This window comes from Pararhodobacter zhoushanensis, assembly GCF_025949695.1.
Lineage (GTDB): Bacteria > Pseudomonadota > Alphaproteobacteria > Rhodobacterales > Rhodobacteraceae > Pararhodobacter > Pararhodobacter zhoushanensis_A.
Genome location: NZ_JAPDFL010000001.1, coordinates 2,208,439 through 2,231,735, shown reverse-complemented (window position 1 = coordinate 2,231,735; position 23,297 = coordinate 2,208,439). Strand labels below are relative to the sequence as shown.

The following is a 23,297-nucleotide window of genomic DNA, read 5'->3' as shown; positions in this document are numbered from 1 at the left end:
CCCGAGGCTTTTCTGAAAAGGGACGAGGCTGCGACGCCGGGCGTCGCGGCCTCAGCCCACCGTTGTCGGCGATGTCAGCGCATAGGTCGATTGCACGAAACCGTTCGGCCAGTAGCGGGTTTCGACATGGGTCAGGCTCAGCCGTCCGGTATCGCCAAACAGCGGTACGCCGCGTCCCAGCAGCACCGGGACACGGGTGACGGTCAGGCACTGCACCAGCCCGTCCTGCAACGCGCTGGTGATCAGTTTTCCGCCATCCAGATAGACCCGCTTCACCCCCTCGGCGCCCAGCGCTTCAAGCGCGGCGCCGGGGGTCAGGCCCAGAATGCGGACCTTGCCCTGCAAACCGGGGGGCACATCGTCTTGCGTCATGCTGGTCGACAGCACGACCACCGGCTTTTCATAGGGCCACTCGTCAAAGCCCAGCACCGAACGATAGGTGCCAGCCCCCATCAAGAGCGCGTCCACGCCTGCCATGAAGGCCGCGTAGCCGTGATCTTCGCCGTCGATTGCCGGCAGCGTGGCGAGCCAGTCGACGCTGCCAGAGGCATCGGCGATGTAGCCATCCAGCGAGGTGGCGATGAAGACATGGGCTTGCGCGATCATCCGCGATGATTAGCCCGGCGCCGGGTCGCAGACAAGCGCGGGTGTCAGCGCAGCGGGCGTTGCAGGCCACGGATCAGGCATTGGCCGGGCCGCGTGGGGCGCTCGCCGGGGCGGCAGAAGCGCATCTCCTGCACACTGGTGCCCAGCGGGTCGAGCACAAAGGCGGGCGCGCTGGCCTGTGCGCTGTGGGCTGCAGTCTGGCAGGCCAGAGCGAGGACAGCGGCGAGGGCGAAGCGGGCGATGGGGTGGGTCATGGGGATCTCCGGGCGTGGGTTGCGATGGGGTGAGGGTGCGGCTTTTGGGGCGGAGGGGCAGTTCCCGGTGGAACAGCGGGCTCAGCGGCGGGGCAGGATATGGGGGCGGTCGATGGGGTAGCAGGTGCGGATGCTCCAGGCATCGGGGCCGCTGCCGATGGTGCTGGTCACACAGAGACGGCGTTGCGCGGCGGCGGGGCTGGCCAGGAGCGGCAGCGCGAGGAACAGGGTGAGGATGGCGAGGCGGGTCATGGCGGGTACTCCGAAAAGGGCTGCGATCGCCCCATCCTGCCCCATCCGGCACGCGCCTGCGGTTCCCGGGGACACAGGCCCTGCCCTTCACGCGACGCATGCCAACCCTTCCCAGAGAGCATTGGACGCAGGCGCCGCGATGCCGCATAACTAGGTCATGATTACTGACCCACTATCCACCCATCGCTATACCCCCACCCAAGACCTGCAGGGGCTCGTCATCGCGTCTGTGCAGGCCGCGCTGGGCCTTCACCTGCTGCGCGCCGCCGGGCTGGTGACGGGGGGCACGGCGGGCACGGCGCTGATTCTGGCCTATGTCACGGGGTGGAATTTCTCGCTCGTGTTCTTCGGGCTCAACATCCCGTTCTTCGCGCTGGCATGGGCTGCGCGCGGGCCGGTGTTCTGTGCCAAGAGCCTTGGCACCGTCACGCTGGTTTCAGCGCTGGCCGAGGCGCTCAAGCCGGTGTTGCACATCGACTCCATCCACCCCGCCGCCGCCGCCCTTCTGTTCGGCATCAGCGCGGGCGTCGGGTTGCTGGGGCTGTTCCGGCATTCGGGCAGTCTGGGCGGCGTGTCGATTGTCGCGCTGATCGTGCAGGATCGCTGGGGGTTCCGGGCGGGCTGGACTCAGGCGATCCACGACGTCATTCTGTTCGCGCTGGCCCTGTGGCTTCTTCCCGTTGATCGGGTTATGTGGTCGCTTCTGGGGGCTTTGGTGCTGAACGGGGTGATTGCCTTCAATCACCGCCGTGACTGGTATGTCGTCACCTGAGTCGTAACCTGACTCGCCAAAGTCACAAACCTCGTGTATGCGCGGCAGCGCAGCAAACAGGACAGCTTTATGGACCTTCGCAACATTGCGATTATCGCTCACGTCGACCACGGCAAGACCACGCTGGTCGACGAGCTCTTGAAACAATCCGGTGTCTATCGCGAAGGTCAGGCCACGACCGAACGCGCGATGGACTCCAACGATCTGGAACGCGAGCGCGGGATCACCATCCTTGCCAAAGCCACCTCGGTGGAATGGAAAGGCTCGCGCATCAACATCGTCGACACGCCCGGCCACGCCGATTTCGGCGGTGAGGTCGAGCGTATCCTGAGCATGGTGGACGGTGTCTGCCTGCTGGTGGACGCGGCCGAAGGGCCGATGCCGCAGACCAAATTCGTGACCTCGAAAGCGCTGGCGCTGGGCCTGAAGCCCATTGTCGTGCTCAATAAGGTCGACAAGCCCGCCGCCGAGCCCGACCGCGCCCTGAACGAGGTGTTCGATCTGTTCGCCAACCTTGGCGCGAGCGACGAGCAGCTTGATTTCCCTGTGCTTTATGCCTCGGGCATCAACGGCTGGGCCGATGAAGAGCTGGACGGTCCGCGCAAGGACATGACGGCGCTGTTCGAGATGGTCATGCGCCATGTCGAGGCCCCCAAGCAGGTTGCGCAGGCCGCTGCGCCCTTCCGCATGCTGGCGACCACGCTGGGCGCTGACCCGTTCATCGGGCGCATCCTGACCGGCCGTGTCGAAGAGGGCACGCTGAAAGTCGGCGAGACGCTGAAGGCGCTGTCGCGCACCGGCGAGAAGATCGAGCAGTTCCGCGTGACCAAGATCCTGGCGTTCCGGGGTCTGGGCCAGCAGCCCATCGACGAGGCCATCGCGGGCGATATCGTCTCGATCGCCGGCATGACCAAGGCCACCGTGGCCGATACGCTGTGCGATCTGTCGCTGGACACGCCGCTGCCCGCCCAGCCGATCGACCCGCCGACCATCTCGGTCACCTTCGGCATCAACGATTCGCCGCTGGCGGGCCGCGATGGTTCCAAGGTGCAGTCGCGCGTCATCCGCGAGCGTCTGATGAAGGAAGCCGAATCCAACGTCGCGATCAAGATCGAGGACACGCCGGGTGGCGATGCCTTCGTCGTGTCGGGGCGTGGCGAATTGCAGATGGGTGTTCTGATCGAGAACATGCGTCGCGAAGGGTTCGAGCTGTCGATCAGCCGTCCGCGGGTGATCTATCAGGACATCGACGGTCAGCGTCATGAGCCGATCGAAGAAGTCGTGATCGACGTGGATGACGAATATTCGGGCGCGGTGATCGAAAAGCTGACCGGGCCGCGCAAAGGCGATCTGACCGAGATGAAACCCGCCGGTGTCGGCAAGACCCGCATCGTGGCGCATGTGCCGTCGCGCGGTCTGATCGGCTATCAGGGCGAGTTCATGACCGACACGCGCGGCACGGGGGTTCTGAACCGCCTGTTCCACTCGTGGGCGCCTTACAAAGGCCAGATCCAGGGGCGTCGTCAGGGCGTGCTGATCTCGATGGAGAACGGCGTGTCGGTGTCCTACGCGCTGTGGAAACTGGAAGATCGCGGCAAGTTCTTCATCGGTGCGCAAGAAGCGGTGTACACCGGGATGATCATCGGTGAGCATTCGCGCGACAATGATCTGGAAGTGAACCCGCTGAAGGGCAAGCAGCTGACCAACGTGCGTGCGTCCGGCACCGACGAAGCCGTGCGTCTGACGACGCCGGTGATCATGTCGCTGGAGCAGTCGATTGCCTATATCGACGATGACGAACTGGTCGAGGTGACGCCCAAGGCGATCCGCCTGCGCAAGCGCTATCTGGATCCGCATGAGCGCAAACGCAAAGCCAAGAGCGACAACTGAGGCGGCGGGGGCTGCCGCCCCCGCACCCCCGCCCAAAGGGGGAGCACGCTCCCCCTTTGGAAACCCCCCGTGGATATTTGGGGCATAAAGTTGCCGCTTAACGGCTCGTTAAGATTAAGGCGGGGGTTTTCCCTCGCCTTTTTTGATGTCCTTTGGCATGAAGGACCGTGTTAGCGCGAACGGGGAGACGGCGATGCGGTGGGGAATTCTGGGCGCGGCGAAGATCGCGCAGACCAATCTGGCACCGGCGATCCAGCGCGCCCGTGGGGCGGAATTTGCCGCGCTGGCGACCAGTTCCGAAGAAAAAGCCGCGCCGTTCCGCGCCATGCAGCCCGGGGTGACGCTGCACGCCAGCTACGAGGCGCTGCTGGCCGATCCCGGGATTGACGCCGTCTATATCCCGCTGCCCAACCATCTGCATGTCGAGTGGAGCCTGAAGGCGCTGGCGGCGGGCAAGCATGTGCTGTGCGAGAAGCCCCTGGCGCTGGAGGCCGCGCAGATCGACCCGTTGATCGCGGCGCGCGATGCCTCAGGGTTGCTGTGTGCCGAGGGCTTCATGGTGTGTCACCATCCGCAATGGCACCGGGTGCGGCAATTGCTGGCCGACGGCGCGATTGGCCGGTTGCAGCATGTCGACGCGGCCTTTGCCTTCAACAACCCCGATCCGGCCAATATCCGCAACCGGCCCGAGACCGGCGGCGGGGCGATGTATGACATCGGGGTCTATCCCTGCGCCACCACCCGCTATGCCACCGGGGCCGAGCCGGTGTCGATCCGCGCCGATCTGCGGCGTGAGAACGGCATCGACATCTTTGGTCGCGTGTGGGCGGATTTCGCCGATTTCACCCTCTCGTTCTATTGCGGCATTCGCATGGGGGCGCGGCAAGGCATGGTGTTTCACGGCACCGAAGGGGTGATCGAGGTGCCCTTCCCGTTCAACGCCTCGGTTGCCGGTCCGGCGCATCTGCTGATCAAGCGCGGCTATGACGAGACGCGGATCGAGCGCTATGAGCCGGTCGATCACTATCAGCGGATGATCGAGGCGTTCGAACTCTCGGCGACCGAAGGCGTGCCCTTTGCGTGCCCGCTGGAGTTTTCGCGCGCGAACCAGATGATAATCGACACCATTCTGGCCCAGTGACCGCCTTTGGCCCCAGGTCAAAAGCGTTGTTGGTCCACGGCGCGCGCCGGGTTAGGCTGGGGCGGCATCGCCAAAGGAGCCCCCATGCGCCTGTTGTCCCTGACCCTTGCCGTTTCGCTGGCCGCCCTGCCCCTTCACGCCCAGGACGGCCCCGGTGGCATCGCCTTTGTGCAGGCCCCCGAGCAAAGCTGGGGCATGGGGATGGGCGCGACGCCCGGGGAAGCCTTTGCCGCCGCGACCGCGCAATGCGTCGCGGGGGGCGCGCTGGCCGAGGACTGTATCCAGACCAACTGGTGCTACCCTGCTGGCTGGTCGATCGACGTATTCCTGCAGCATCAGGAGGGCCTGCACTGGCATGAGGTGATCTGCGGATTGCCCTCGGCCGAGACGGGTCGGGCGGTGGCAGAGACCCTGTGCGACCGCAGCACGCGCCCCTATCTGCTGGAGTGCCAGCTGGTGCAGATTTACGATGCCGACGGCGCCGCACAGATGAAAGAGTGAGCCGATAGTCGGACGCCCGCCTTAACTTCCCTTGCAATTCACTGCGCCGCACCGCAGAAATTGGCCTAAGTATCTGACCGATCTAAAGGGGAGGGTTGGCATGTCCGGCTTCAAGAAGATTCTGATCGCGAATCGCGGCGAGATCGCGATCCGCGTCATGCGGGCGGCGAACGAACTGGGCAAGAAGACCGTTGCCGTCTATGCCGAAGAGGACAAGCTGGGCCTGCACCGCTTCAAGGCGGATGAGGCGTACCGCATCGGTGAGGGCATGGGCCCGGTCGCTGCATATCTGTCGATCCCCGAGATTATCCGCGTGGCCAAGAAGGCCGGCGCGGACGCGATCCACCCCGGTTACGGGTTGCTCAGCGAGAACCCCGCGCTGATCGACGCCTGTGTCGAGGCCGGCATCACCTTTATCGGTCCGCGCGCCGACACGATGCGCGCGCTGGGCGACAAGGCCAGCGCGCGGCGGGTGGCGATTGCCGCTGACGTGCCGGTGATCCCCGCGACCGAGCTTCTGGGCGATGACATGGACGCGGTCCGCGCCATGGCCGAGGCAGTGGGCTATCCGTTGATGCTGAAGGCCAGCCACGGCGGCGGCGGGCGCGGGATGCGCCCGATCATGGGCCCGGACGAGCTGGAAACCAAGGTGCGTGAGGGCCGTCGCGAGGCCGAGGCGGCCTTTGGCAATGGCGAGGGTTATCTGGAAAAGATGATCCTGCGCGCGCGCCACGTCGAGGTGCAGCTTTTGGGGGACACGCATGGCGCGCTCTACCATCTGTATGAGCGCGACTGCACCGTGCAGCGCCGCAACCAGAAGGTCGTCGAGCGCGCCCCTGCCCCCTATCTGACCGACGCCCAGCGCGCCGAGGTTTGCGGGCTGGCGCTGAAGATCGGCCAGTCGGTCGGCTATCAGAACGCGGGCACGGTCGAGTTCCTGATGGATATGGACTCGAACAACTTCTATTTCATCGAGGTAAACCCGCGCGTTCAGGTCGAGCATACGGTGACCGAGGAAGTCACCGGCATCGACATCGTCAAGGCGCAGATCCGCATCGCCGAAGGCGCGACGCTGGCCGAAGCGACGGGCACCCCCAGTCAGGCCGATGTCACGCTGTCGGGCAATGCATTGCAGTGCCGGATCACCACGGAAGACCCGCTCAACAATTTCATCCCCGACTATGGCCGCCTGACCGCCTATCGCAGTGCGACCGGCATGGGCATTCGTCTGGACGGCGGCACCGCCTATGCGGGCGGGGTGATCACGCGGTTCTATGACAGCCTGCTGGTCAAGGTCACCGCTTGGGCCCCGACGCCGACCGAGGCGATCGCGCGCATGGACCGCGCGTTGCGCGAGTTTCGTATCCGGGGCGTTTCCACCAACATCGCCTTTGTCGAGAACCTGTTGAAACACCCGGTGTTTCTGGCCGACAAGGCAACGACGAAATTCATCGACACCACGCCCGAGCTGTTCCAGTTCAAGAAACGCCGCGACCGGGCGACCAAGATCCTGACCTATCTGGCCGACATCACCGTCAATGGTCACACCGAGACCGCAGGACGCGCCAAGCCCGCCGCGCAGCCCCGCTCGCCGGTGCCGCCCGCGCTGCGCGCCCTGCCCGCGCCGGGCACAAAGACCCTGCTTGAGGAAAAGGGTGCCGAGGCTGTCGCGCGCTGGATGAAAGAGCAAAAGCGCTTGCTGATCACCGACACGACGATGCGCGACGCGCATCAGTCGCTGCTGGCGACGCGGATGCGCTCGATCGACATGATCCGCGTGGCGCCCGCCTATGCCGCCAACCTGCCGACGCTGTTCTCGGTCGAATGCTGGGGCGGGGCGACGTTTGATGTGGCGTACCGCTTCTTGCAGGAATGCCCGTGGCAGCGCCTGCGCGACCTGCGCGCGGCGATGCCCAACCTGCTGACGCAGATGCTGCTGCGCGCCTCGAACGGCGTTGGCTATACCAACTATCCCGACAATGTGGTGCAGGGCTTCGTCAAGCAGGCGGCTGAGACGGGCGTGGATGTGTTCCGCGTTTTCGACAGCCTGAACTGGGTCGAAAACATGCGCGTCGCGATGGATGCGGTGATCGAATCGGGGCGGATCTGTGAGGGCACGATCTGCTACACCGGCGATATGCTGGACCCGGGTCAGCGCAAATACACCGTTGATTACTATGTGAAAATGGCCAAAGAGCTTGAGGCCGCCGGTGCGCATGTGCTGGGCGTCAAGGATATGGCCGGGGTGTTGAAAGCGCCGTCCGCACGGGTGCTGTTCTCGGCGCTGAAAGACGCGGTGGATCTGCCGATCCACTTCCACACGCATGACACCTCGGGCGCGGCGATTGCCACCATTCTGGCGGCCAGCGACGCGGGAGTGGATGCGGTCGATGCGGCGATGGATGCGTTCAGCGGCAACACCAGCCAGCCGACCATGGGCTCGGTGATCGAGGCCCTGCGCCACACCGAGCGCGACACCGGGCTGAACATGGGTCTGGTGCGCGAGATTTCGGATTACTGGGAGCAGGTCCGCGCGCAGTATGGCGCGTTCGAGACGGGGCAGCAGGCGCCGTCATCCGAGGTTTATCTGCACGAGATGCCGGGCGGGCAGTTCACCAACCTCAAGGCGCAAGCGCGCTCGCTGGGGCTGGAAGAGCGTTGGCCGGAAGTGGCGCGCGCCTATGCCGATGCGAACCAGATCTTTGGCGATATCGTCAAGGTGACGCCGTCGTCCAAGGTTGTTGGCGACATGGCGCTGATGATGGTCACGCAGGGGTTGAGCCGCGCCAATGTCGAAGACCCGGCGCGCGATATGTCGTTCCCTGAGTCGGTGGTGGACATGCTCAAGGGCAATCTGGGTCAGCCAGAAGGCGGCTGGCCTGAGGGGATCACCGCCAAGGTTCTCAAGGGCGAGAAGCCTTCGACCGACCGGCCGGGCCTGCATCTGGCCCCGGTTGATGTCGAAGAGGTCCGCGCGCAGGTCATCAAGGAGCTGGAAGGCTACAAGATCGACGACGAGGATCTGAACGGCTACCTGATGTATCCCAAGGTGTTCCTTGATTACATGGGCCGTCACCGCGTCTATGGCCCGGTGCGGGCGCTGCCGACGTGGAACTTCTTCTACGGCATGGAGCCGGGCGACCAGATCAGCGCCGAGATCGACCCCGGCAAGACGCTGGAAATCCGGCTGGTGGCGGTCGGTGAGACCGGCGAAGACGGCGACGTCAAAGTGTTCTTCGAACTGAACGGCCAGCCGCGTACGATCCGCGTGCCCAACCGCAAGGTGAAGGCGACGCAGGCGGTGCGGCCCAAGGCGCAGGACGGCAACGCCGACCACATCGGCGCACCGATGCCGGGCTCGGTGGCCTCGGTCGCGGTGAGCGTGGGTCAGACGGTCAAGTCGGGCGATCTGCTTTTGACCATCGAGGCGATGAAGATGGAGACCGGCCTGCATGCCGACCGCGACGCATCGGTCAAGGCGGTGCATGTACAGGCGGGCGGGCAGATCGAAGCGCATGATCTGCTGATCGAGCTGGAATAACAAAAGGGGGCGCAAAAGCGCCCCCTTCATCATCTGTATCGGCTCAGTGGGTCACTTGGCCCAGAAGCGATCAACCTCGGCTTCGGCTTCTTCCTTGGACTTGCCGTAGCGTTCCTGGATCTTGCCGGCCAGCTTGTCCTTGTGGCCTGCCACGACGTCGAGATCGTCGTCGGTCAGCTTGCCCCACTGGACTTTGGCCTCACCTTTGAGCTGCTTCCACTTGCCTTCGACTTGGTCGCTGTTCATGGCATTCTCCTTATCGTCAGGTGTCGCAAGAATTGTTCTCGCGGCTTGCAAGGAAAACTCACCACAGCGATTCCGGTTCCGCGATCAGCGTTTTTTCACGAACTCTGTCAGGATCACGATGCGTTGGCCGTCAACCTTGCCCTCGATCTGGCCTGCGTTGTCATGCACCAGCGCGATGCTGCGCACAGCGGTGCCGCGTTTGGCGATCATGCTTGAGCCCTTGACCGGCAGATCCTTGAGCAAGACGACCGTATCGCCCCGCTCAAGCAGAACGCCATTGGCATCGCGGTGCTCGATCGCCAGGGGTGCATCGGCCCAGGCCTGCGCTTCGTCCGACAGGGTCATGGTGTCGCGCAACTCGGTCGCCCAGCTTTCGTCAAGGCTGGCAAGCGTGCGATAGACGGCGAACTGCACGTCCGGCTCGGTCGACCACGCTGCCCCTTGCAGGCACTGCCAATGCGCCGGGCTGTCAGGATCGGCGTCGCCGCGACAGACCGGGCAGAGCAGGACATCGCCGCCGGGGGCAAAGGACAGCGCAGCAAGATCGCCGCTCGCGCCGCAAAATTCACATTCATTGTTGGCGCGGGCACTCAGGGCGGCGTTGATCATCGGGGGTCCTGTCGGTTGGGGTTGCTTCGGCCATAGGCCCCTGCCCGGCCCGTGGCAAGCGCGGTCTGGGCGGTGGTTTTGCTGATCTGGTGTAAGGCGCGGAAAGCATGTCGCTTTCTGTCAACGCCTTGAAAACTGAACCGCCAGTGGCGTCGATCTGGCGGCGACAGAAAAAGCGATGCGTGCGTGCTTTTTCCCTCTTGCAGCCCGTTCGCGCTTCCCCTAAATCACCCCTCACAGAGAGCGGGCGTAGCTCAGGGGTAGAGCATAACCTTGCCAAGGTTAGGGTCGGGCGTTCGAATCGCCTCGCCCGCTCCAGTAAACAAAAACGGCGACCTTTCGGTCGCCGTTTTTGTTTTTGCCGCGCTCAGGCGGGCTGCAGGCGACGGGCCTGCCAGACTTCCAGCACCGCCAGATTGATCAGCCAGCTGCCCCAGGCGGTGATCAGATACGTATCGTTCAATTCCCAGCCCATCGCCATCAGCGGCGCCATGATCAGCCGCAGCGTGACGGCGGCGAAGGTCAGCGCGACCGAGCGCAGTATCCAGCGGCGGTGGGCGCTCAGGTCTCCGGCGCGGGCCTTGGCGATGCCCAGCGCGGTGAAGCCGATCCACAGCACCGCCAGCGCGACGAATCCCAGCGCGGCAAAGGTCGAGCCGGTGAAATGCGGCACCATGACAAGCGAGCCGATGGCCGCGACCAGCACGGCCAGCCCATAGGCGCGCCCGGTCCAGCGGTGCAGCACCGGTCGGCGCGCGCGCAGGCTGCGCCACAGCTGGAAGGGCGCAAGGATCAGCGCAAGGGGTGCCGCGATGATATGCGCCTGCAGGCCCAGCGGCACATCAGCGAGGTAATGCGCCATGGCGGGCATCACCACGTCAAGCGGCAGAACCAGGGTCCGCAGCGATATCAGACCGACGGACAGCGCGCCGATCCAGAAGAACCACGAATACCAGCGAGGGAGTGACAGGAGCATGGGAACCTCAGGTTGACAGTGTAAAGATGCGGTCAGAATAGGGATCAGCTTTACACTGTCAAGGCGGAAACTTGACAGTGTAAACCACGCAGCGCATAGGGAGAGGATGACCAACGATGCCGCGCCTTCCCCCGACACCCTGCGTGACCGCTTGATCGAGGCAGGGCTCGCCCTGTTGATCGAAGACGGCCCTGACGGCCTGACCCTGCGGCGCGCCGCTGCGCGCGCGGGCGTGTCACACGCCGCCCCGGCGCATCATTTCAAGGGGTTGTCCGGGCTGCGCACCGCCATTGCCGCGCGCGCCTTCGCGATTTTTGCCGACGCGATGCTGTCCCGGCTGGCCGAGGCCCCGGACCGCCCTTTCGCCCGCCTGCTGGCGATCAGCGACGGGTATCTGGACTTTGCCAAAAGCCGCTCGGGCCTGTTTCACATCATGTTCGGCTGCCCCGATCTGGATACGACCGACCCCGATCTGCTGCGCGAATCGGACCGGGCTTACGGCACGCTGCGCATCGGCTGTCTGCCGTTTTCGGGGGGCGTGCCCGATCCCGTGCTTGAGGGGCTGGTTTGGTCGTCCGTGCATGGTTACGCGACGCTGGGGTTCAATGACCCGACGCGCAGGGTCAACGACGGCGCGCTGCCGTTCGAGGCGATGCTGGCCCGGATCGTGCCGCGTGACGGCGATCAGCACGCGCCGGACACCGCGACACAGGCGACCAGCCCTCTGCCACCGCGACAGGTGCCGCGGTAACCCCGCGCCGGCGGCGCGACAAACCGCCTTAGCCGTGATTTGTTGCTGGACATGCACATGTGAACTAATGCTTCCCTGAGCGCTTTTGTCGTGCTTCAACCGTCTGGTGAGTCGAAGAATCTGCCAGATTTCGCCGATCAGGCCCGGTCAAGTCTGATCAGCACGGGTGCGCGCCAGGCCACTCGCCCTTCGCCCTCGCTACCAAGCGCCCATTGGTCCGGGCGTGACTTTGTGATGAGCAACCGCGGCCCCGTACGAGTGCAAGACAGGAGACCCCAATGGCGCGCAAATCCTACAATGAGGGCTGCCTTGCCGCCCACGCGCTGGATCTTATCGGTGACCGCTGGGCGATTCTGGTCCTGCGCGAGCTGATGCTGGGGCCAAAGCGCTTCAGCACCATCAAGTCGGGACTGCCGGGAATTGCCACCAATGTGCTGACCCAGCGGCTGGAGGGTCTGGAAGCTGGTGGCTTGCTCGAACGCCGCGACCTGCCCCCGCCATCACTGGGCCACATCTATGCGCTGACCGCGGCAGGCGACGGCACGCGCGGCATTCTGGACGCGCTGTGCCGGTGGGGCATGCGCCAGCCGGGCTATGACCCGCGCAAGTTCATCAGCCCGACGGCGCTGATGTTTTCGCTCTTCACCTTCTACATCCCTGCGCCCAAACGGCTGCACGCCGGATTCGTGATGGGCGATGAAAGCTTTGTCGCCGAGGCGGGACCGCACGGGCTGACCGCCAGCGTCGGTGCCGCTGAGGGGGATATCATCCTCAAGGGCACCGGCAACGAGATGTCGGCGGTGATCTATGGCCGCAAGCCGCTGGAAACCATGGTTGCCGATGGCCGTATCCAGGCGTCGGGCGATCTGGCGGTGGGTCAGGCACTCATTGATCGTTTCACGCTAAAAGCGTGACAGAAGCGCTTGCGCCCGGCCGCGCCCGGTGCTAATTCGCGGCCATCGAGCGGGCGTAGCTCAGGGGTAGAGCATAACCTTGCCAAGGTTAGGGTCGAGAGTTCGAATCTCTTCGCCCGCTCCATACGAAAAGGCCGGACCATGCTTTGGTCCGGCCTTTTTGTTTGGCGAAGGCCTGAAGCCCGCCCAAACTGCGGGCCGTGACGCTCGCCCATCTCTGCTGCCCCGCCTGCGCGGGTTGCCATTCCCGCAAGGCTGCGCCTGTCTGGCCAGCGCCCCTAAAGGAGACGTGCATGATCTCGCTCGACGCTTACCGCGCGCAATGGTTCGGCAACTCGCGGCAGGATCTGTTGTCCGGCCTTGTCGTGGCTTTGGCACTGATCCCCGAAGCCATCGCTTTTTCGCTGATCGCGGGCGTAGACCCCAAGGTCGGGCTTTATGCCAGCTTCTCCATCGCGCTGATCACCGCAATCACCGGCGGGCGGCCCGGCATGATCTCGGCGGCGACCGCTGCCACGGCGGTGCTGATGGTCGGGCTGGTGCGCGATTACGGGCTGGAATACCTGCTGGCCGCGACGGTGCTGGCCGGTCTGCTGCAGATCGCCATGGGGCTGCTCAAGCTGGGCTTTGTGATGCGCTATGTGTCCAAATCGGTGATGACCGGCTTTGTGAACGCGCTGGCGATCCTGATCTTCATGGCGCAGTTGCCTGAGTTGAACCCGGCCTCGGTCACCTGGCTGACCTATGTGCTGGTCGCGGCCTCGCTGGCGATCATCTATCTGTTTCCACTGCTGACCAAGGCGATCCCCTCGCCGCTGGTGACGATTGTGGTGATCACCTCGCTCACTGTCTATTTCGGCTGGGACGTGCGCAGCGTCGGCGATATGGGCGCGTTGCCCGATACATTGCCGGTCTTTGCCCTGCCGCAGATCCCGCTGACGCTGGACACGCTGCTGATCATCCTGCCCTATTCGCTGGCCGTGGCCGTGGTTGGGCTGCTCGAAAGCCTGATGACGCAGAACCTTGTGGACGAGCTGACCGACACCAAAACCAGCCGCGATCAGGAGTGCATCGGTCAGGGTCTGGCCAATACCGCGACCGGGTTCATTGGCGGCATGGCAGGCTGCGCCATGATCGGGCAGTCGATGATCAACGTGAAATCCGGCGGGCGGGGGCGGTTGTCCTCGGCCACGGCGGGGGTGGTGTTGCTGATTCTGGTGGTGTTCCTGGGCGATCTGGTTGCCAAGATCCCGATGCCTGCGCTGGTGGCGATCATGATCATGGTCTCGGTCGGGACGTTCTCATGGTCGTCGATCCGATCGCTGCGCACCCATCCGCGCTCGTCCTCGCTGGTCATGCTGGCGACGGTCGTGGTGGTGGTCTGGACGCATAACCTTGCCATCGGCGTGCTGGTCGGCGTGCTGCTGTCGGGCATCTTCTTTGCCGGCAAGATCGCGCAGCTGTTCCGCGTCACCTCGACCGCCAGCAGCGACGGGCGCAGCCGGACCTATGTGGTCGAGGGGCAATTGTTCTATGGTTCGGTTGAAGATCTGATGAACGCCTTTGACTTCAAGGAAGCGCTGGACCGGGTGACCATCGACGTCAGCCTTGCGCATATCTGGGATATTTCCAGCGTTCAGGCCTTGGACATGGCGGTGCTCAAGTTCCGCCGCGACGGGGCCGAGGTCGAGATTGTCGGCATGAACGCGGCGTCCGAGACGCTGATGGACACGCTGTCCCTGCAAGACAAGCCCGGCGCGATGGACGCGCTGGGCGCGCATTGAGGAGGATGTGATGAGCGAAGCACCGATGGACAAGATCATCGCGCTGGTCGACGGCTCGGTCTACGCCGCCTCGGTCTGCGAACACGCGGCCTGGATCGCCGGGCGCACCGGCGCGCCGGTCGAGTTGCTGCATGTGCTGGGACGGCGCGAGGCACCGGCGACGCAGGATCTGTCCGGCTCGATCCGACTGGGTGCGCGGTCGTCGCTGCTGGCCGAACTGGCCGCGCTGGACGAGCAGCGCGCCAAGCTGATCAGCCATCGCGGGCGCGAGATCCTGGACGATGCGCGCGCGTTGGTCGCCGCGCAGGGCGCGGTCGAGATCACCACCCGCCTGCGCCACGGCGATCTGGTCGAGGCGGTGAGCGAGGTCGAGGCACAGGCCCGCGTCATCGTCATCGGCAAGCGCGGCGAGGCGGCGGATTTCGCCAAGGGGCATCTGGGCTCGAACATGGAGCGCATCGTGCGCGCTTCGCACAAGCCGGTCATGGTCGCCTCGCGGGCGTTCCGGCCGATCGACAAGGTGCTGGTGGCCTATGATGGCGGCGCGTCGGCGATGAAGGCGGTCGATCACATCGCCCGCTCGCCGCTTTTCAAGGGGTTGCGCGTCGAAGTGGTGACGGTCGGCAGCGAAACCGCTGAGGTCACGAAGGGGTTGAGCGACGCCAAGGCGATGCTGCGCTCGGCCGGGATCATGGCCGATACGCGGGTTCTGCCCGGTCAGCCGGACAAGGCGCTGGGCGGCTATGTCGATGAAGCCGGGTTTGGCATGCTGGTGATGGGGGCCTATGGCCATTCGCGCATCCGCAGCCTGATCATCGGCTCGACCACCACGGAAATGGTGCGCTCGTGCAAGGTGCCGGTGGTGCTGATGCGCTGAAACGACAAAACCCGCGCTTTTGGCGCGGGTTTTCGGTTCTGAGGGCCTTGTGCGGCCAGTCTCAGTATAACCAGTCTCAGTGCGTCCAGACCTGTTTGCGGTTGGTCGCGAAATTCTCGCCGTAACCGCCGTTGCGGATATTCGCGGCGCGTTCCTTGGGTTGCTGCACGACATAGTCGATGCCCTGCGCCTTGGCGTAGGCCTCAGCCTCAGCCTGCGTGGCAAAGCGCAGTTTGACCTGGCTTTGCGTATCGCTGGACCCGGTCCATCCCATCAGCGGATCTTTCACGCGCGCTTCGCTCGCGGCGAAGTCCAGCACCCAGGCTTTGGTCCGGGCCATGCCCGATTGCATGGCATTGCGAGAGGGGCGATAGATGCGGGCGCGCATGGGCTGGTCTCCGTGAAGTGCTGGGGCTTTATCCGAAATTCGACCCGCTGTGACAAGGGGATTCCCCCTTTGTTGACCCCTTGCCGCCATCCTATCATGCCCCTGCCCTTGCAGAAGAACAAAATAGGCACAATTGTAGGGACCAACCCCCTATCGAGTCCGTTCGGAGAGCCCGATGCACAACAACCGCCCCGACGTGCTGAACGACATGCCCTTCGCCGCCGTGCCCAAGCGCGAAAAGCTGGAGGGCGGCAAGCGATTCGTGCTGTCGACCCCGTTTGAACCGGCTGGCGACCAGCCCACCGCCATCGCCGAGCTGTCGCGCGGCGTGCGCGACGGCGAGCAGAATCAGGTGCTGCTGGGCGCCACGGGCACCGGCAAGACCTTCACGATGGCTAAAATCATCGAAGAAACCCAGCGCCCGGCGATCATTCTGGCCCCGAACAAGACGCTGGCTGCGCAATTGTATGGGGAATTCAAGGGCTTCTTCCCCGACAACGCCGTTGAGTATTTCGTAAGCTATTACGATTACTACCAACCCGAGGCCTATGTCGCGCGCACCGACACCTATATCGAGAAGGAGAGCCAGATCAACGAAGCCATCGACCGGATGCGCCACTCGGCGACCCGGGCGCTGTTGGAACGCGACGATGTGATCATCGTCGCCTCGGTCAGTTGTATCTACGGTATCGGCTCGGTCGAGACGTACTCGGCCATGTCGCAGGATCTGGTGGTGGGCGACCTCTATGATCCGCGCGTGGTGATTTCCGAGCTGGTCTCGCAGCAATACCGCCGCAACGACGCGGCCTTTTCGCGCGGGGCGTTCCGGGTGCGCGGCGATGTGATCGAGGTATGGCCAGCCCACCTTGATGACCGCGCGTGGCGGCTGTCGTTCTTTGGCGAAGAGCTGGAGGGTATCACCGAATTCGATCCGCTGACCGGAAAAAAGACCGACAGCTTCGACAAGATCCGCATCTACGCCAACAGCCACTACGTCACCCCGCGCCCGACGATGCAGCAGGCCATCAAGGGCATCAAGGCCGAGCTGTTCCAGACGCTCAAACACATGAACGAGAGCGGCAAACTGCTGGAAGCGCAGCGGCTTGAGCAACGGACCAACTTCGACCTTGAGATGCTGGAGGCAACCGGCGTCTGCAACGGGATCGAAAACTACTCGCGCTATCTGACCGGCCGCGCCCCCGGCGAGCCGCCGCCCACGCTGTTCGAATTCATCCCCGACAACGCCATCGTTTTCGCCGATGAATCCCACGTCAGCGTGCCGCAGATCGGTGGCATGTATAAGGGTGACTTTCGGCGCAAATCGGTGCTGGCGGAACACGGGTTCCGCCTGCCCAGCTGCATGGACAACCGGCCGCTCAAGTTCGAGGAATGGGATGCGATGCGCCCGCAGTCGGTGTTCGTGTCAGCGACCCCGTCGAACTGGGAGATGGAACAGGCCGGCGGCGTCTTTGCCGAGCAGGTCATCCGCCCCACCGGCCTGCTGGATCCGGTGATCGAGATCCGGCCGGTGTCGATGCAGGTCGACGATCTGCTGGATGAGGTGCGCCGGGTGGCGGCGGCGGGCATGCGTGTGCTGGCGACGACCCTGACCAAGCGCATGGCCGAGGATCTGACGGAATACCTGCACGAACAGGGCATCCGCGTGCGCTATATGCACTCGGACATCGACACCATCGAACGTATTGAAATCCTGCGCGATTTGCGGCTTGGCACCTTTGACGTGCTGGTCGGCATCAACCTGTTGCGCGAGGGGTTGGATATTCCCGAATGCGGGCTGGTGGCGATTCTGGATGCGGATAAAGAGGGTTTCCTGCGCTCGGAAACCTCGCTCATTCAGACGATTGGCCGCGCCGCGCGCAACGTCGACGGGCGGGTGATCATGTATGCCGACCGGGTCACCGGGTCGATGCAGCGCGCGATGGACGAAACCAACCGCCGCCGCGCCAAGCAGATGGCCTATAACACCGAACATGGCATCACGCCGCAGACCGTGAAGAAGAACGTCGACGACGTGCTGGCCGGGCTCTGGCAAGGCGATACCGATCAATCGCGGGTCACCGCCAAGATCGACAAACCGATGGTCGGTGCCAATCTGGCCGCGCATCTGGACGCGCTGCGCACCGCGATGCGCAAGGCGGCCGAGAATCTGGAGTTCGAGGAAGCGGCGCGGCTGCGTGATGAGGTCAAGCGGCTGGAAGCGGTGGAACTGGCCATCGCCGACGACCCGCTGGCGCGCCAATCGGCGGTGGACGAGGCGGTCGAAGGGGCGGTCAAGCAGCGCGGGCGCTCGACGGGCGGCAAGGCCGGGTCGTTTGGGAAGCCGGGAAAGCGCAAGCGGTGAGGGATGCGCGCGGTCGATGCGGTGACGGTGCGCAATGACTGCGCACCCTTCGGTGAGCCGCGTTGCGGTTGTTCTGGGCGCGGCGGTTTGGGCGGGAGGCGAGCCGTCACCCACCCTGCGCAGACGGGTTGACTGCGCGGTTGGGCTGTACCACGCCGGGCGGGTCGCGGCGATTGTGGGCTGCGGCGGTGTTGGGCGGCAGGGGCCGAGCGAGGCGGCGGTGATTGCGCGGCTCTGCCTTGAGGCCGGCGTGCCCGAAACAGCGGTACTGCTGGAGGATCAATCGACCAGCACGCGCGAAAATCTCGCGAATGCGCAGCAGATCCTGCGGGCGCTCGGGATGCCGGACGTCATTGTGGTCAGCGATCCCTATCACCTGCCCCGCGCGCGGTTGATTGCGCGGCAGCTCGGGCTGCGGATCACCACCGCGGCACCGCCGTGGCACCAGATCGGGCCACGGCAGCGCCTGCGTCACATCCCCCGCGAAGCGCTGGCGCTCTGCGCCACGCTTCTGCGGCTGCGTTAACGAATCAGATGCACCGCGCAGGTCGCGTTCCGCGCGATCCACGTTGCCGTGGAGCCGATCAGCGCGGGTTCCGAGCGGTGGGCGGCGAGGATGATGCAATCGACGCCCTCGGCCTGCGCATGGTCAAGCAGGGTGCGCCCCGGCTCGCCCTCAAGCACGGCGACAGACCCGCCGGGCACCGTGGCCGCGTGCTGCGCCAGATCGGCGAGGATGGCATCGTGCAGCTCCTCGCGCCAGCCTTGCGGCATGTAGTCGATGGCATAAAACGGCGTCTTTTCCATCACATGCGCCAAAACGACCTGCGCGCCATGCGGCTTGGCCAGCGCGCGGGCGACCTGCAGTTCGCGGCCGATGTCATAGCCGGGTTCATAAGCGACGGGGATCAGGATTTTGGCGTACATGAGGCTCTCTCCGGCAAAGGGGCGCCCGACAGCGGGCGCCGCTTACCCTTAATGTAGGGCGCGACGCCCGCAGGCCCAAGATCAGCTGGCGGGAACCAGCACGGAAAGGCCGAGCATCCGCCAGACCTGCATACCGCCACGGTAATAGTGAATGTGATCGGCGGGAAAGCCGGCCTCGATCATGCGGCGGATGGCGGTGGGGGACTGACCGCACCACGGGCCGTTGCAGAAGAGCAGCACTTGTGACGGGTCCTCGCACTGGAAACCGTCGAAATCGACCTCGCAGCCGACTTCATCGAGCCGGTCGGTCATCTCGGTATAGGGGATGTGAACCGCGCCGGGGATGGTGCCGCCCAGATAATCGGCGCGCACGCGGCTGTCGATCACCACGACGTCAGGGTCTTGCAACGCAGCAATGACTTCAAGCTCGCCGACGGTGGTGACGCCTTCAGCCGGGTTCATTGGCTGGATGCAGAAATTCGGACAGGGGCGCGACGTGCGGGCCCATTCGCCGTTAACCATATTGTCATTGTCCTGAACGCGGGCGATCTCGGCGGGTCCGGCATCGGTCTGCACCGTGACCGAGGCCATATCGGGCGTGATATTGACGGGTTCGGCCAGCGCAGGGGTGGCAAGGCCAAGGATGGCGGCGCAGATCAGGGCACGGGTCATGGGAACTCCTCCGGTTGGGGGGATAATATAGCAGGTGAGCGCAGGTTTGTCGCCGGTCAGCGGGGCAAGCGCGCCCGGCGGCATTGCGCCTGCGGGTAGGGTTCGGCTATAAGAACGACAACAAGATCTTGAGTAAATTCGCGCGCGAGGCAGGCTTTGAGCGACGACACGCAACCCCCGAAGAGACCGACCTGAAACCCGTATCCCCGGGCGTCTCGATCGTGCAGGAAATGCGCACGGCCTATCTGGATTACGCGATGAGCGTGATCGTCAGCCGCGCGATCCCCGATCTGCGCGACGGGCTGAAGCCGGTCCACCGGCGCATCCTGTTCGCGATGCACGAGACCAACAACACCTTCGACAAATCCTATCGCAAGTCGGCGCGTCCGGTCGGTGATACGATGGGGAAATACCACCCCCACGGCGACAGCGCGATCTATGATGCGCTGGTGCGCATGGCGCAGCCGTTTTCGATGTCGCTGCCCTTGTTGGACGGTCAGGGCAACTTTGGCTCGATGGACGGCGATAAGGCCGCGGCCATGCGCTATACCGAAGTGCGCATGGACAAGACGGCGAACTACCTGCTGGCCGATATCGACAAGGACACGGTCGATTTTCAAGACAACTATGACGGCAAGGACCGCGAGCCGACGGTTCTGCCCGCGCGTTTCCCCAACATGCTGGTCAATGGCGCGGGCGGTATCGCCGTCGGCATGGCGACCAACATCCCGCCGCACAATCTGGGCGAAGTGATCGACGCAACCAAGGCGCTGATCGAAAACCCCGACCTGACCAGCGAAGAGCTGATGCAATACATCCCGGCCCCGGATTTTCCGACCGGGGCGCTGATCATGGGCCGGGCGGGGGCGCGCAAGGCCTATATCGAGGGGCGCGGCTCGGTGCTGATCCGGGCCAAGACGCATATCGAAGAGATCCGCAAAGACCGTTTCGCCATCGTCATCGACGAGGTTCCCTATCAGGTGAACAAGGCGCAAATGGTTGAAAAGATTGCCGAAGCCGTGCGCGACAAGCGCATTGAAGGCATCAGCCACGTTGCCGACGAATCCGACCGGATCGGTGTGCGCGTGGTGGTTGAGCTGAAGCGCGACGCGACAGCGGATGTGGTGCTGAACCAGTTGTTCCGCTTCACGCCGATGCAGACGACCTTTGGCTGCAACATGCTGGCGCTGAACGGTGGCCGCCCCGAGCAGCTGACCCTGCGCGATTTCCTGCATCATTTCGTCGGCTTCCGGGAAGAAATCGTCACCCGGCGCACCGCGTTCGAGCTGAACAAGGCGCGCGAGCGCAGCCATATCCTGTGCGGTCTGGCCGTGGCGGTGTCCAATGTCGATGAGGTGGTCGCGACCATTCGCGGCTCGGCCGACCCGGCGGATGCGCGCGAAAAGCTGATGACGCGGCGCTGGCCTGCGCATGACATCGCCGACTACATCCGCCTGATCGACGATCCCAGCCACACGATGAACGAAGACGGAACCTATAACCTGTCCGAAGTGCAGGCCCGTGCCATCCTTGAGCTGCGCCTGCAGCGCCTGACGGCCATCGGGGTCAAGGAAGTCACCGACGAGCTGGAAGAACTGGCCGGCAAGATCAAGGATTACCTCGATATTCTGCGCTCACGCGCGCGGATCATGGCGATCATCGTTGAGGAACTCGACGAGGTGCGCACGCTGTTCGCCGTGCCGCGTCGGACCGAGATCATCGACTGGGCGGGCGATCTGGACGACGAAGACCTGATCGAGCGCGAGGACATGGTCGTGACCGTCACCTCGGGCGGCTATATCAAGCGTACGCCGCTGGCCGAATTCCGCGCGCAGAATCGCGGCGGCAAGGGTCTGTCGTCCATGTCGACCAAAGAGGACGATCTGGTCACCACGCTGTTCGTGGCCAACACGCACACGCATCTGTTGTTCTTCACCACGGACGGCATGGTCTACAAGCTGAAGTGCTGGCGTCTGCCCCTGTCCGGGCGCAACGCGCGCGGCAAGGCGATCGTCAACATTCTGCCAATCCCGGTGGGCGTGTCGATTGCGGCGATCATGCCCGTCGATGCGGCCGAGGAAGACTGGCAGAACCTGCAGATCGTCTTTGCCACCAGTGCGGGCGATGTGCGGCGTAACGCCTTGAGCGACTTCACCAATGTCATGCGCAACGGCAAGATCGCGATGAAGCTGCCCGAGGGTGTGCTGCTGGTGAATGCCCGCATCGCCGACGAGCAGGACGATGTGATGCTGGTCACGGCTTTGGGCCGCGCGATCCGCTTCCCGACCATCGACGTGCGCGTCTTCAAGGGCCGCGATCTCGACCGGGGTACGCGGTATCCGGCTGGCGGAGGGCGACAAGGTCGTGTCGATGTCGGTCATCCGCCATTTCGACGCCAGCGCCGAGGAACGCGCCGCCTATCTCAAGCAACGCCGCCTGATGGCCGGCGCGCCCGATGAGGCCGAAGCCGAAGACGAAGAGGCGGTCGAGGCCGGGCAACTGAGCACCGAACGCTATGCCGAAATGTCGGCGCTCGAGGATCTGATCCTGACCGTCACCAGTGGCGGCGCGGGTAAACTGTCCTCCAGCCACGATTATCCGGTGCGCGGTCGCGGGGGCCAGGGTGTCATGGCGATGGACAAGGCGATGCGCGGCGGGTCGCTGATCGCCAGCTTCCCGGTCGATCCGACCGATCAGATCATGCTGGCAACGTCGACCGGACAGTCGATTCGCACGCCGGTGGGTCAGATCAGCTTCCGCTCGCGCAGCGCCGGTGGCGTGCGGGTGTTCAAGACAGCTCCGGGGGAAGAGGTCGTCTCGGTAGCCCGCGTGGTCGAACAGAGCGAGGACGAGGCCGAAGCGTAACGCTTTCTTCAGCCTCTTGCGTCTAGCATGGCCGGGCACCTGAGAGGGGTCCGGCCATGAACGTTTATCACTGCATGATTGATCTGAAATCCGACGCGCGCGCGCTGGCGTTCGCCCACGCGCTTGAAGCCTGGATGAACCAGTTGCGCGATGCCGGGCGGATCATGAACTGGCGTCTGTTACGGCGCAAACTGAACCTCGCCGGGGAAGGCGGGGCTGATTTCCTGCTGGAGATCGAGGTTGAGGATCTCGCCCAGCTGGACGCGGCCTTTCGCTTTCTGGGCCGTGGCGACGATGACGCCTGGCAACGCTATGACAAGATGCACCAGTTCATCGCGCGGGCTGAATTTGGCCTCTACCGCCCCTTCCCCGATCCTGAACGGGTGGAGCGGATGGCACTGATCTGACTTCTGTGCGCCAGCGCAGAACATCTGTTGGGTTGCGCCGAATAGCGCGAAACCCGGGACGCAGTCTATGAAGGGGGCAGATCAACTCGCACCCCTGAAAGGTTTGCCCCCATGCCCGCCCTGCCCCTCCTCGTTGCCCGCATTCTGCTGTCGGTTCTGTTCATCGTCGCTGGCTTCGGCAAGATCCCCAATGCTGAAGGCATGGCCGCCTACATGCAATCCGGCGGCGTTCCCGGCTTCCTGATCTGGCCGGTGATCGCGCTGGAAGTTCTGGGCGGTCTGGCCATTCTGGTTGGCTTCTTCACCCGCCCTGCTGCGCTGGCGCTGGGGGCATTCTGTGTGGTGTCCGGTGCGATGTTCCACTTCGACCCGGCCGATCAGATGCAGATGACCAGCTTCATGAAAAACCTGGGTCTGGCTGGCGGTTTCCTGCTGCTCTGGGTCACCGGCCCCGGTGCCTGGTCGGTCGACGCGATGCTGGGCCGCAAATCCGCGACCGTCTGAGCCGACCTGTCACACGGACAATCGGGGCGGCCCTTGGGGCCGCCCCTTTTCTTTGCCC

The 23,297-nt window shown here is 64.3% G+C and carries 22 protein-coding genes, 2 tRNA genes and 1 pseudogene; 16 read left to right on the top strand and 9 right to left on the bottom strand.

Annotation, left to right across the window (positions count from 1 at the left end; translation table 11 throughout):
* Positions 1–51 precede the first annotated feature (51 nt).
* From OKW52_RS11255 to OKW52_RS11245, 3 genes are all read right to left on the bottom strand, one after another.
* A complete protein-coding gene (locus tag OKW52_RS11255) occupies positions 52–606 on the bottom strand; it encodes a dihydrofolate reductase family protein (protein WP_264505784.1) in 555 nt (184 codons plus the stop codon).
* A gap of 44 nt (positions 607–650) precedes the next feature.
* Positions 651–860 (bottom strand): hypothetical protein, encoded by a 210-nt coding sequence (locus tag OKW52_RS11250; protein ID WP_264505783.1) that lies wholly within the window; start codon positions 858–860, stop codon positions 651–653.
* An 81-nt stretch (positions 861–941) separates the two neighbouring features.
* Positions 942–1,112, bottom strand: a complete 171-nt coding sequence (locus OKW52_RS11245; RefSeq protein WP_264505782.1) for a hypothetical protein — start codon at positions 1,110–1,112, stop codon at positions 942–944.
* A gap of 157 nt (positions 1,113–1,269) precedes the next feature.
* Between OKW52_RS11245 and OKW52_RS11240 the strand changes: the two genes are divergently transcribed.
* The 5 genes from OKW52_RS11240 to OKW52_RS11220 all read left to right on the top strand — a co-directional run bounded on the left by OKW52_RS11240 (position 1,270) and on the right by OKW52_RS11220 (position 8,957).
* Entirely contained in the window at positions 1,270–1,884 is a 615-nt protein-coding gene (locus OKW52_RS11240; RefSeq protein ID WP_264505781.1) for a YitT family protein, read from the top strand.
* A gap of 69 nt (positions 1,885–1,953) precedes the next feature.
* Positions 1,954–3,774, top strand: a complete 1,821-nt coding sequence (gene typA / locus OKW52_RS11235; protein WP_264505780.1) for a translational GTPase TypA — start codon at positions 1,954–1,956, stop codon at positions 3,772–3,774.
* Between the two features lie 193 nt (positions 3,775–3,967).
* A complete protein-coding gene (locus OKW52_RS11230; RefSeq protein WP_264505779.1) occupies positions 3,968–4,915 on the top strand; it encodes a Gfo/Idh/MocA family protein in 948 nt (315 codons plus the stop codon).
* A gap of 84 nt (positions 4,916–4,999) precedes the next feature.
* On the top strand, positions 5,000–5,416 hold the full coding sequence (locus tag OKW52_RS11225; protein WP_264505778.1) for a hypothetical protein: 417 nt from the start codon (positions 5,000–5,002) through the stop codon (positions 5,414–5,416).
* A 100-nt stretch (positions 5,417–5,516) separates the two neighbouring features.
* On the top strand, positions 5,517–8,957 hold the full coding sequence (locus OKW52_RS11220) for a pyruvate carboxylase (protein WP_264505777.1): 3,441 nt from the start codon (positions 5,517–5,519) through the stop codon (positions 8,955–8,957).
* A gap of 51 nt (positions 8,958–9,008) precedes the next feature.
* Here OKW52_RS11220 and OKW52_RS11215 read toward each other — a convergent pair whose 3' ends face one another.
* Together OKW52_RS11215 and OKW52_RS11210 are read right to left on the bottom strand one after the other, a co-directional pair.
* On the bottom strand, positions 9,009–9,203 hold the full coding sequence (locus OKW52_RS11215; RefSeq protein WP_127104181.1) for a CsbD family protein: 195 nt from the start codon (positions 9,201–9,203) through the stop codon (positions 9,009–9,011).
* An 84-nt stretch (positions 9,204–9,287) separates the two neighbouring features.
* Entirely contained in the window at positions 9,288–9,812 is a 525-nt protein-coding gene (locus OKW52_RS11210) for a PhnA domain-containing protein (RefSeq protein WP_264505776.1), read from the bottom strand.
* A gap of 243 nt (positions 9,813–10,055) precedes the next feature.
* Here OKW52_RS11210 and OKW52_RS11205 point away from each other — a divergent pair.
* A tRNA-Gly gene (locus tag OKW52_RS11205) sits at positions 10,056–10,130 on the top strand.
* 49 nt (positions 10,131–10,179) lie between these two features.
* Here the strand turns inward: OKW52_RS11205 and OKW52_RS11200 are convergent.
* On the bottom strand, positions 10,180–10,788 hold the full coding sequence (locus tag OKW52_RS11200; RefSeq protein WP_264505775.1) for a DUF2306 domain-containing protein: 609 nt from the start codon (positions 10,786–10,788) through the stop codon (positions 10,180–10,182).
* A gap of 106 nt (positions 10,789–10,894) precedes the next feature.
* On the opposite strand from OKW52_RS11200, the gene OKW52_RS11195 reads away from it, so the two are divergent.
* From OKW52_RS11195 to OKW52_RS11175, 5 genes are all read left to right on the top strand, one after another.
* The gene (locus tag OKW52_RS11195) at positions 10,895–11,539 is read left to right on the top strand and encodes a TetR/AcrR family transcriptional regulator (RefSeq protein ID WP_264505774.1); all 645 of its coding nucleotides are present in this window, start codon (positions 10,895–10,897) and stop codon (positions 11,537–11,539) included.
* A gap of 278 nt (positions 11,540–11,817) precedes the next feature.
* Entirely contained in the window at positions 11,818–12,453 is a 636-nt protein-coding gene (locus OKW52_RS11190) for a winged helix-turn-helix transcriptional regulator (protein ID WP_264505773.1), read from the top strand.
* Positions 12,454–12,502: 49 nt separating this feature from the next.
* A tRNA-Gly gene (locus OKW52_RS11185) sits at positions 12,503–12,577 on the top strand.
* 169 nt (positions 12,578–12,746) lie between these two features.
* The gene (locus OKW52_RS11180; RefSeq protein WP_264505772.1) at positions 12,747–14,237 is read left to right on the top strand and encodes a SulP family inorganic anion transporter; all 1,491 of its coding nucleotides are present in this window, start codon (positions 12,747–12,749) and stop codon (positions 14,235–14,237) included.
* A gap of 10 nt (positions 14,238–14,247) precedes the next feature.
* Entirely contained in the window at positions 14,248–15,114 is an 867-nt protein-coding gene (locus OKW52_RS11175; RefSeq protein ID WP_264505771.1) for a universal stress protein, read from the top strand.
* Positions 15,115–15,190: 76 nt separating this feature from the next.
* On the opposite strand, the gene OKW52_RS11170 is transcribed toward OKW52_RS11175, so the two are convergent.
* The gene (locus tag OKW52_RS11170) at positions 15,191–15,502 is read right to left on the bottom strand and encodes an ETC complex I subunit (protein ID WP_127104187.1); all 312 of its coding nucleotides are present in this window, start codon (positions 15,500–15,502) and stop codon (positions 15,191–15,193) included.
* A gap of 175 nt (positions 15,503–15,677) precedes the next feature.
* Here OKW52_RS11170 and uvrB point away from each other — a divergent pair, with 175 nt between their 5' ends.
* Both uvrB and OKW52_RS11160 read left to right on the top strand, forming a co-directional pair.
* On the top strand, positions 15,678–17,864 hold the full coding sequence (gene uvrB, locus OKW52_RS11165) for an excinuclease ABC subunit UvrB (RefSeq protein WP_406622244.1): 2,187 nt from the start codon (positions 15,678–15,680) through the stop codon (positions 17,862–17,864).
* Between the two features lie 34 nt (positions 17,865–17,898).
* Positions 17,899–18,390 carry a YdcF family protein gene (locus tag OKW52_RS11160; protein WP_264505770.1) on the top strand — a complete coding sequence of 164 codons (492 nt, stop codon included), beginning with the start codon at positions 17,899–17,901 and terminating at the stop codon, positions 18,388–18,390.
* On the opposite strand, the gene OKW52_RS11155 is transcribed toward OKW52_RS11160, so the two are convergent.
* Complete coding sequence (locus OKW52_RS11155) at positions 18,387–18,791, bottom strand: universal stress protein (protein WP_264505769.1); 405 nt, start codon at positions 18,789–18,791, stop codon at positions 18,387–18,389. The two genes, OKW52_RS11160 and OKW52_RS11155, sit on opposite strands and share 4 nt — an antisense overlap.
* Before the next feature lie 81 nt (positions 18,792–18,872).
* The gene (locus OKW52_RS11150; protein WP_264505768.1) at positions 18,873–19,463 is read right to left on the bottom strand and encodes a rhodanese-like domain-containing protein; all 591 of its coding nucleotides are present in this window, start codon (positions 19,461–19,463) and stop codon (positions 18,873–18,875) included.
* 230 nt (positions 19,464–19,693) lie between these two features.
* Here OKW52_RS11150 and gyrA point away from each other — a divergent pair.
* The 3 genes and pseudogenes from gyrA to OKW52_RS11130 all read left to right on the top strand — a co-directional run bounded on the left by gyrA (position 19,694) and on the right by OKW52_RS11130 (position 23,239).
* Positions 19,694–22,328: pseudogene (gyrA, locus tag OKW52_RS11145) on the top strand (DNA gyrase subunit A).
* Positions 22,329–22,384: 56 nt separating this feature from the next.
* Positions 22,385–22,735, top strand: coding sequence for a DUF6614 family protein (locus OKW52_RS11135; RefSeq protein WP_264505765.1), 351 nt, complete (start codon positions 22,385–22,387; stop codon positions 22,733–22,735).
* Positions 22,736–22,846: 111 nt separating this feature from the next.
* The gene (locus tag OKW52_RS11130) at positions 22,847–23,239 is read left to right on the top strand and encodes a DoxX family protein (RefSeq protein WP_264505764.1); all 393 of its coding nucleotides are present in this window, start codon (positions 22,847–22,849) and stop codon (positions 23,237–23,239) included.
* The last annotated feature ends 58 nt before the right edge of the window (positions 23,240–23,297 follow it).

Bases quoted from the DNA above. Each gene is read 5' to 3' on its own strand.
- OKW52_RS11250 (WP_264505783.1), bottom strand. From the start codon at position 860: ATGACCCACCCCATCGCCCGCTTCGCCCTCGCCGCTGTCCTCGCTCTG.
- OKW52_RS11195 (WP_264505774.1), top strand. From the start codon at position 10,895: ATGACCAACGATGCCGCGCCTTCCCCCGACACCCTGCGTGACCGCTTG.
- OKW52_RS11220 (WP_264505777.1), top strand. From the start codon at position 5,517: ATGTCCGGCTTCAAGAAGATTCTGATCGCGAATCGCGGCGAGATCGCG.
- OKW52_RS11225 (WP_264505778.1), top strand. From the start codon at position 5,000: ATGCGCCTGTTGTCCCTGACCCTTGCCGTTTCGCTGGCCGCCCTGCCC.
- OKW52_RS11210 (WP_264505776.1), bottom strand. From the start codon at position 9,812: ATGATCAACGCCGCCCTGAGTGCCCGCGCCAACAATGAATGTGAATTT.
- OKW52_RS11215 (WP_127104181.1), bottom strand. From the start codon at position 9,203: ATGAACAGCGACCAAGTCGAAGGCAAGTGGAAGCAGCTCAAAGGTGAG.
- OKW52_RS11155 (WP_264505769.1), bottom strand. From the start codon at position 18,791: ATGTACGCCAAAATCCTGATCCCCGTCGCTTATGAACCCGGCTATGAC.
- uvrB (WP_406622244.1), top strand. From the start codon at position 15,678: ATGCACAACAACCGCCCCGACGTGCTGAACGACATGCCCTTCGCCGCC.
- OKW52_RS11200 (WP_264505775.1), bottom strand. From the start codon at position 10,788: ATGCTCCTGTCACTCCCTCGCTGGTATTCGTGGTTCTTCTGGATCGGC.
- OKW52_RS11150 (WP_264505768.1), bottom strand. From the start codon at position 19,463: ATGACCCGTGCCCTGATCTGCGCCGCCATCCTTGGCCTTGCCACCCCT.
- typA (WP_264505780.1), top strand. From the start codon at position 1,954: ATGGACCTTCGCAACATTGCGATTATCGCTCACGTCGACCACGGCAAG.
- OKW52_RS11170 (WP_127104187.1), bottom strand. From the start codon at position 15,502: ATGCGCGCCCGCATCTATCGCCCCTCTCGCAATGCCATGCAATCGGGC.
- OKW52_RS11180 (WP_264505772.1), top strand. From the start codon at position 12,747: ATGATCTCGCTCGACGCTTACCGCGCGCAATGGTTCGGCAACTCGCGG.
- OKW52_RS11255 (WP_264505784.1), bottom strand. From the start codon at position 606: ATGATCGCGCAAGCCCATGTCTTCATCGCCACCTCGCTGGATGGCTAC.
- OKW52_RS11230 (WP_264505779.1), top strand. From the start codon at position 3,968: ATGCGGTGGGGAATTCTGGGCGCGGCGAAGATCGCGCAGACCAATCTG.
- OKW52_RS11130 (WP_264505764.1), top strand. From the start codon at position 22,847: ATGCCCGCCCTGCCCCTCCTCGTTGCCCGCATTCTGCTGTCGGTTCTG.
- OKW52_RS11240 (WP_264505781.1), top strand. From the start codon at position 1,270: ATGATTACTGACCCACTATCCACCCATCGCTATACCCCCACCCAAGAC.
- OKW52_RS11245 (WP_264505782.1), bottom strand. From the start codon at position 1,112: ATGACCCGCCTCGCCATCCTCACCCTGTTCCTCGCGCTGCCGCTCCTG.
- OKW52_RS11160 (WP_264505770.1), top strand. From the start codon at position 17,899: ATGACTGCGCACCCTTCGGTGAGCCGCGTTGCGGTTGTTCTGGGCGCG.
- OKW52_RS11190 (WP_264505773.1), top strand. From the start codon at position 11,818: ATGGCGCGCAAATCCTACAATGAGGGCTGCCTTGCCGCCCACGCGCTG.
- OKW52_RS11135 (WP_264505765.1), top strand. From the start codon at position 22,385: ATGAACGTTTATCACTGCATGATTGATCTGAAATCCGACGCGCGCGCG.
- OKW52_RS11175 (WP_264505771.1), top strand. From the start codon at position 14,248: ATGAGCGAAGCACCGATGGACAAGATCATCGCGCTGGTCGACGGCTCG.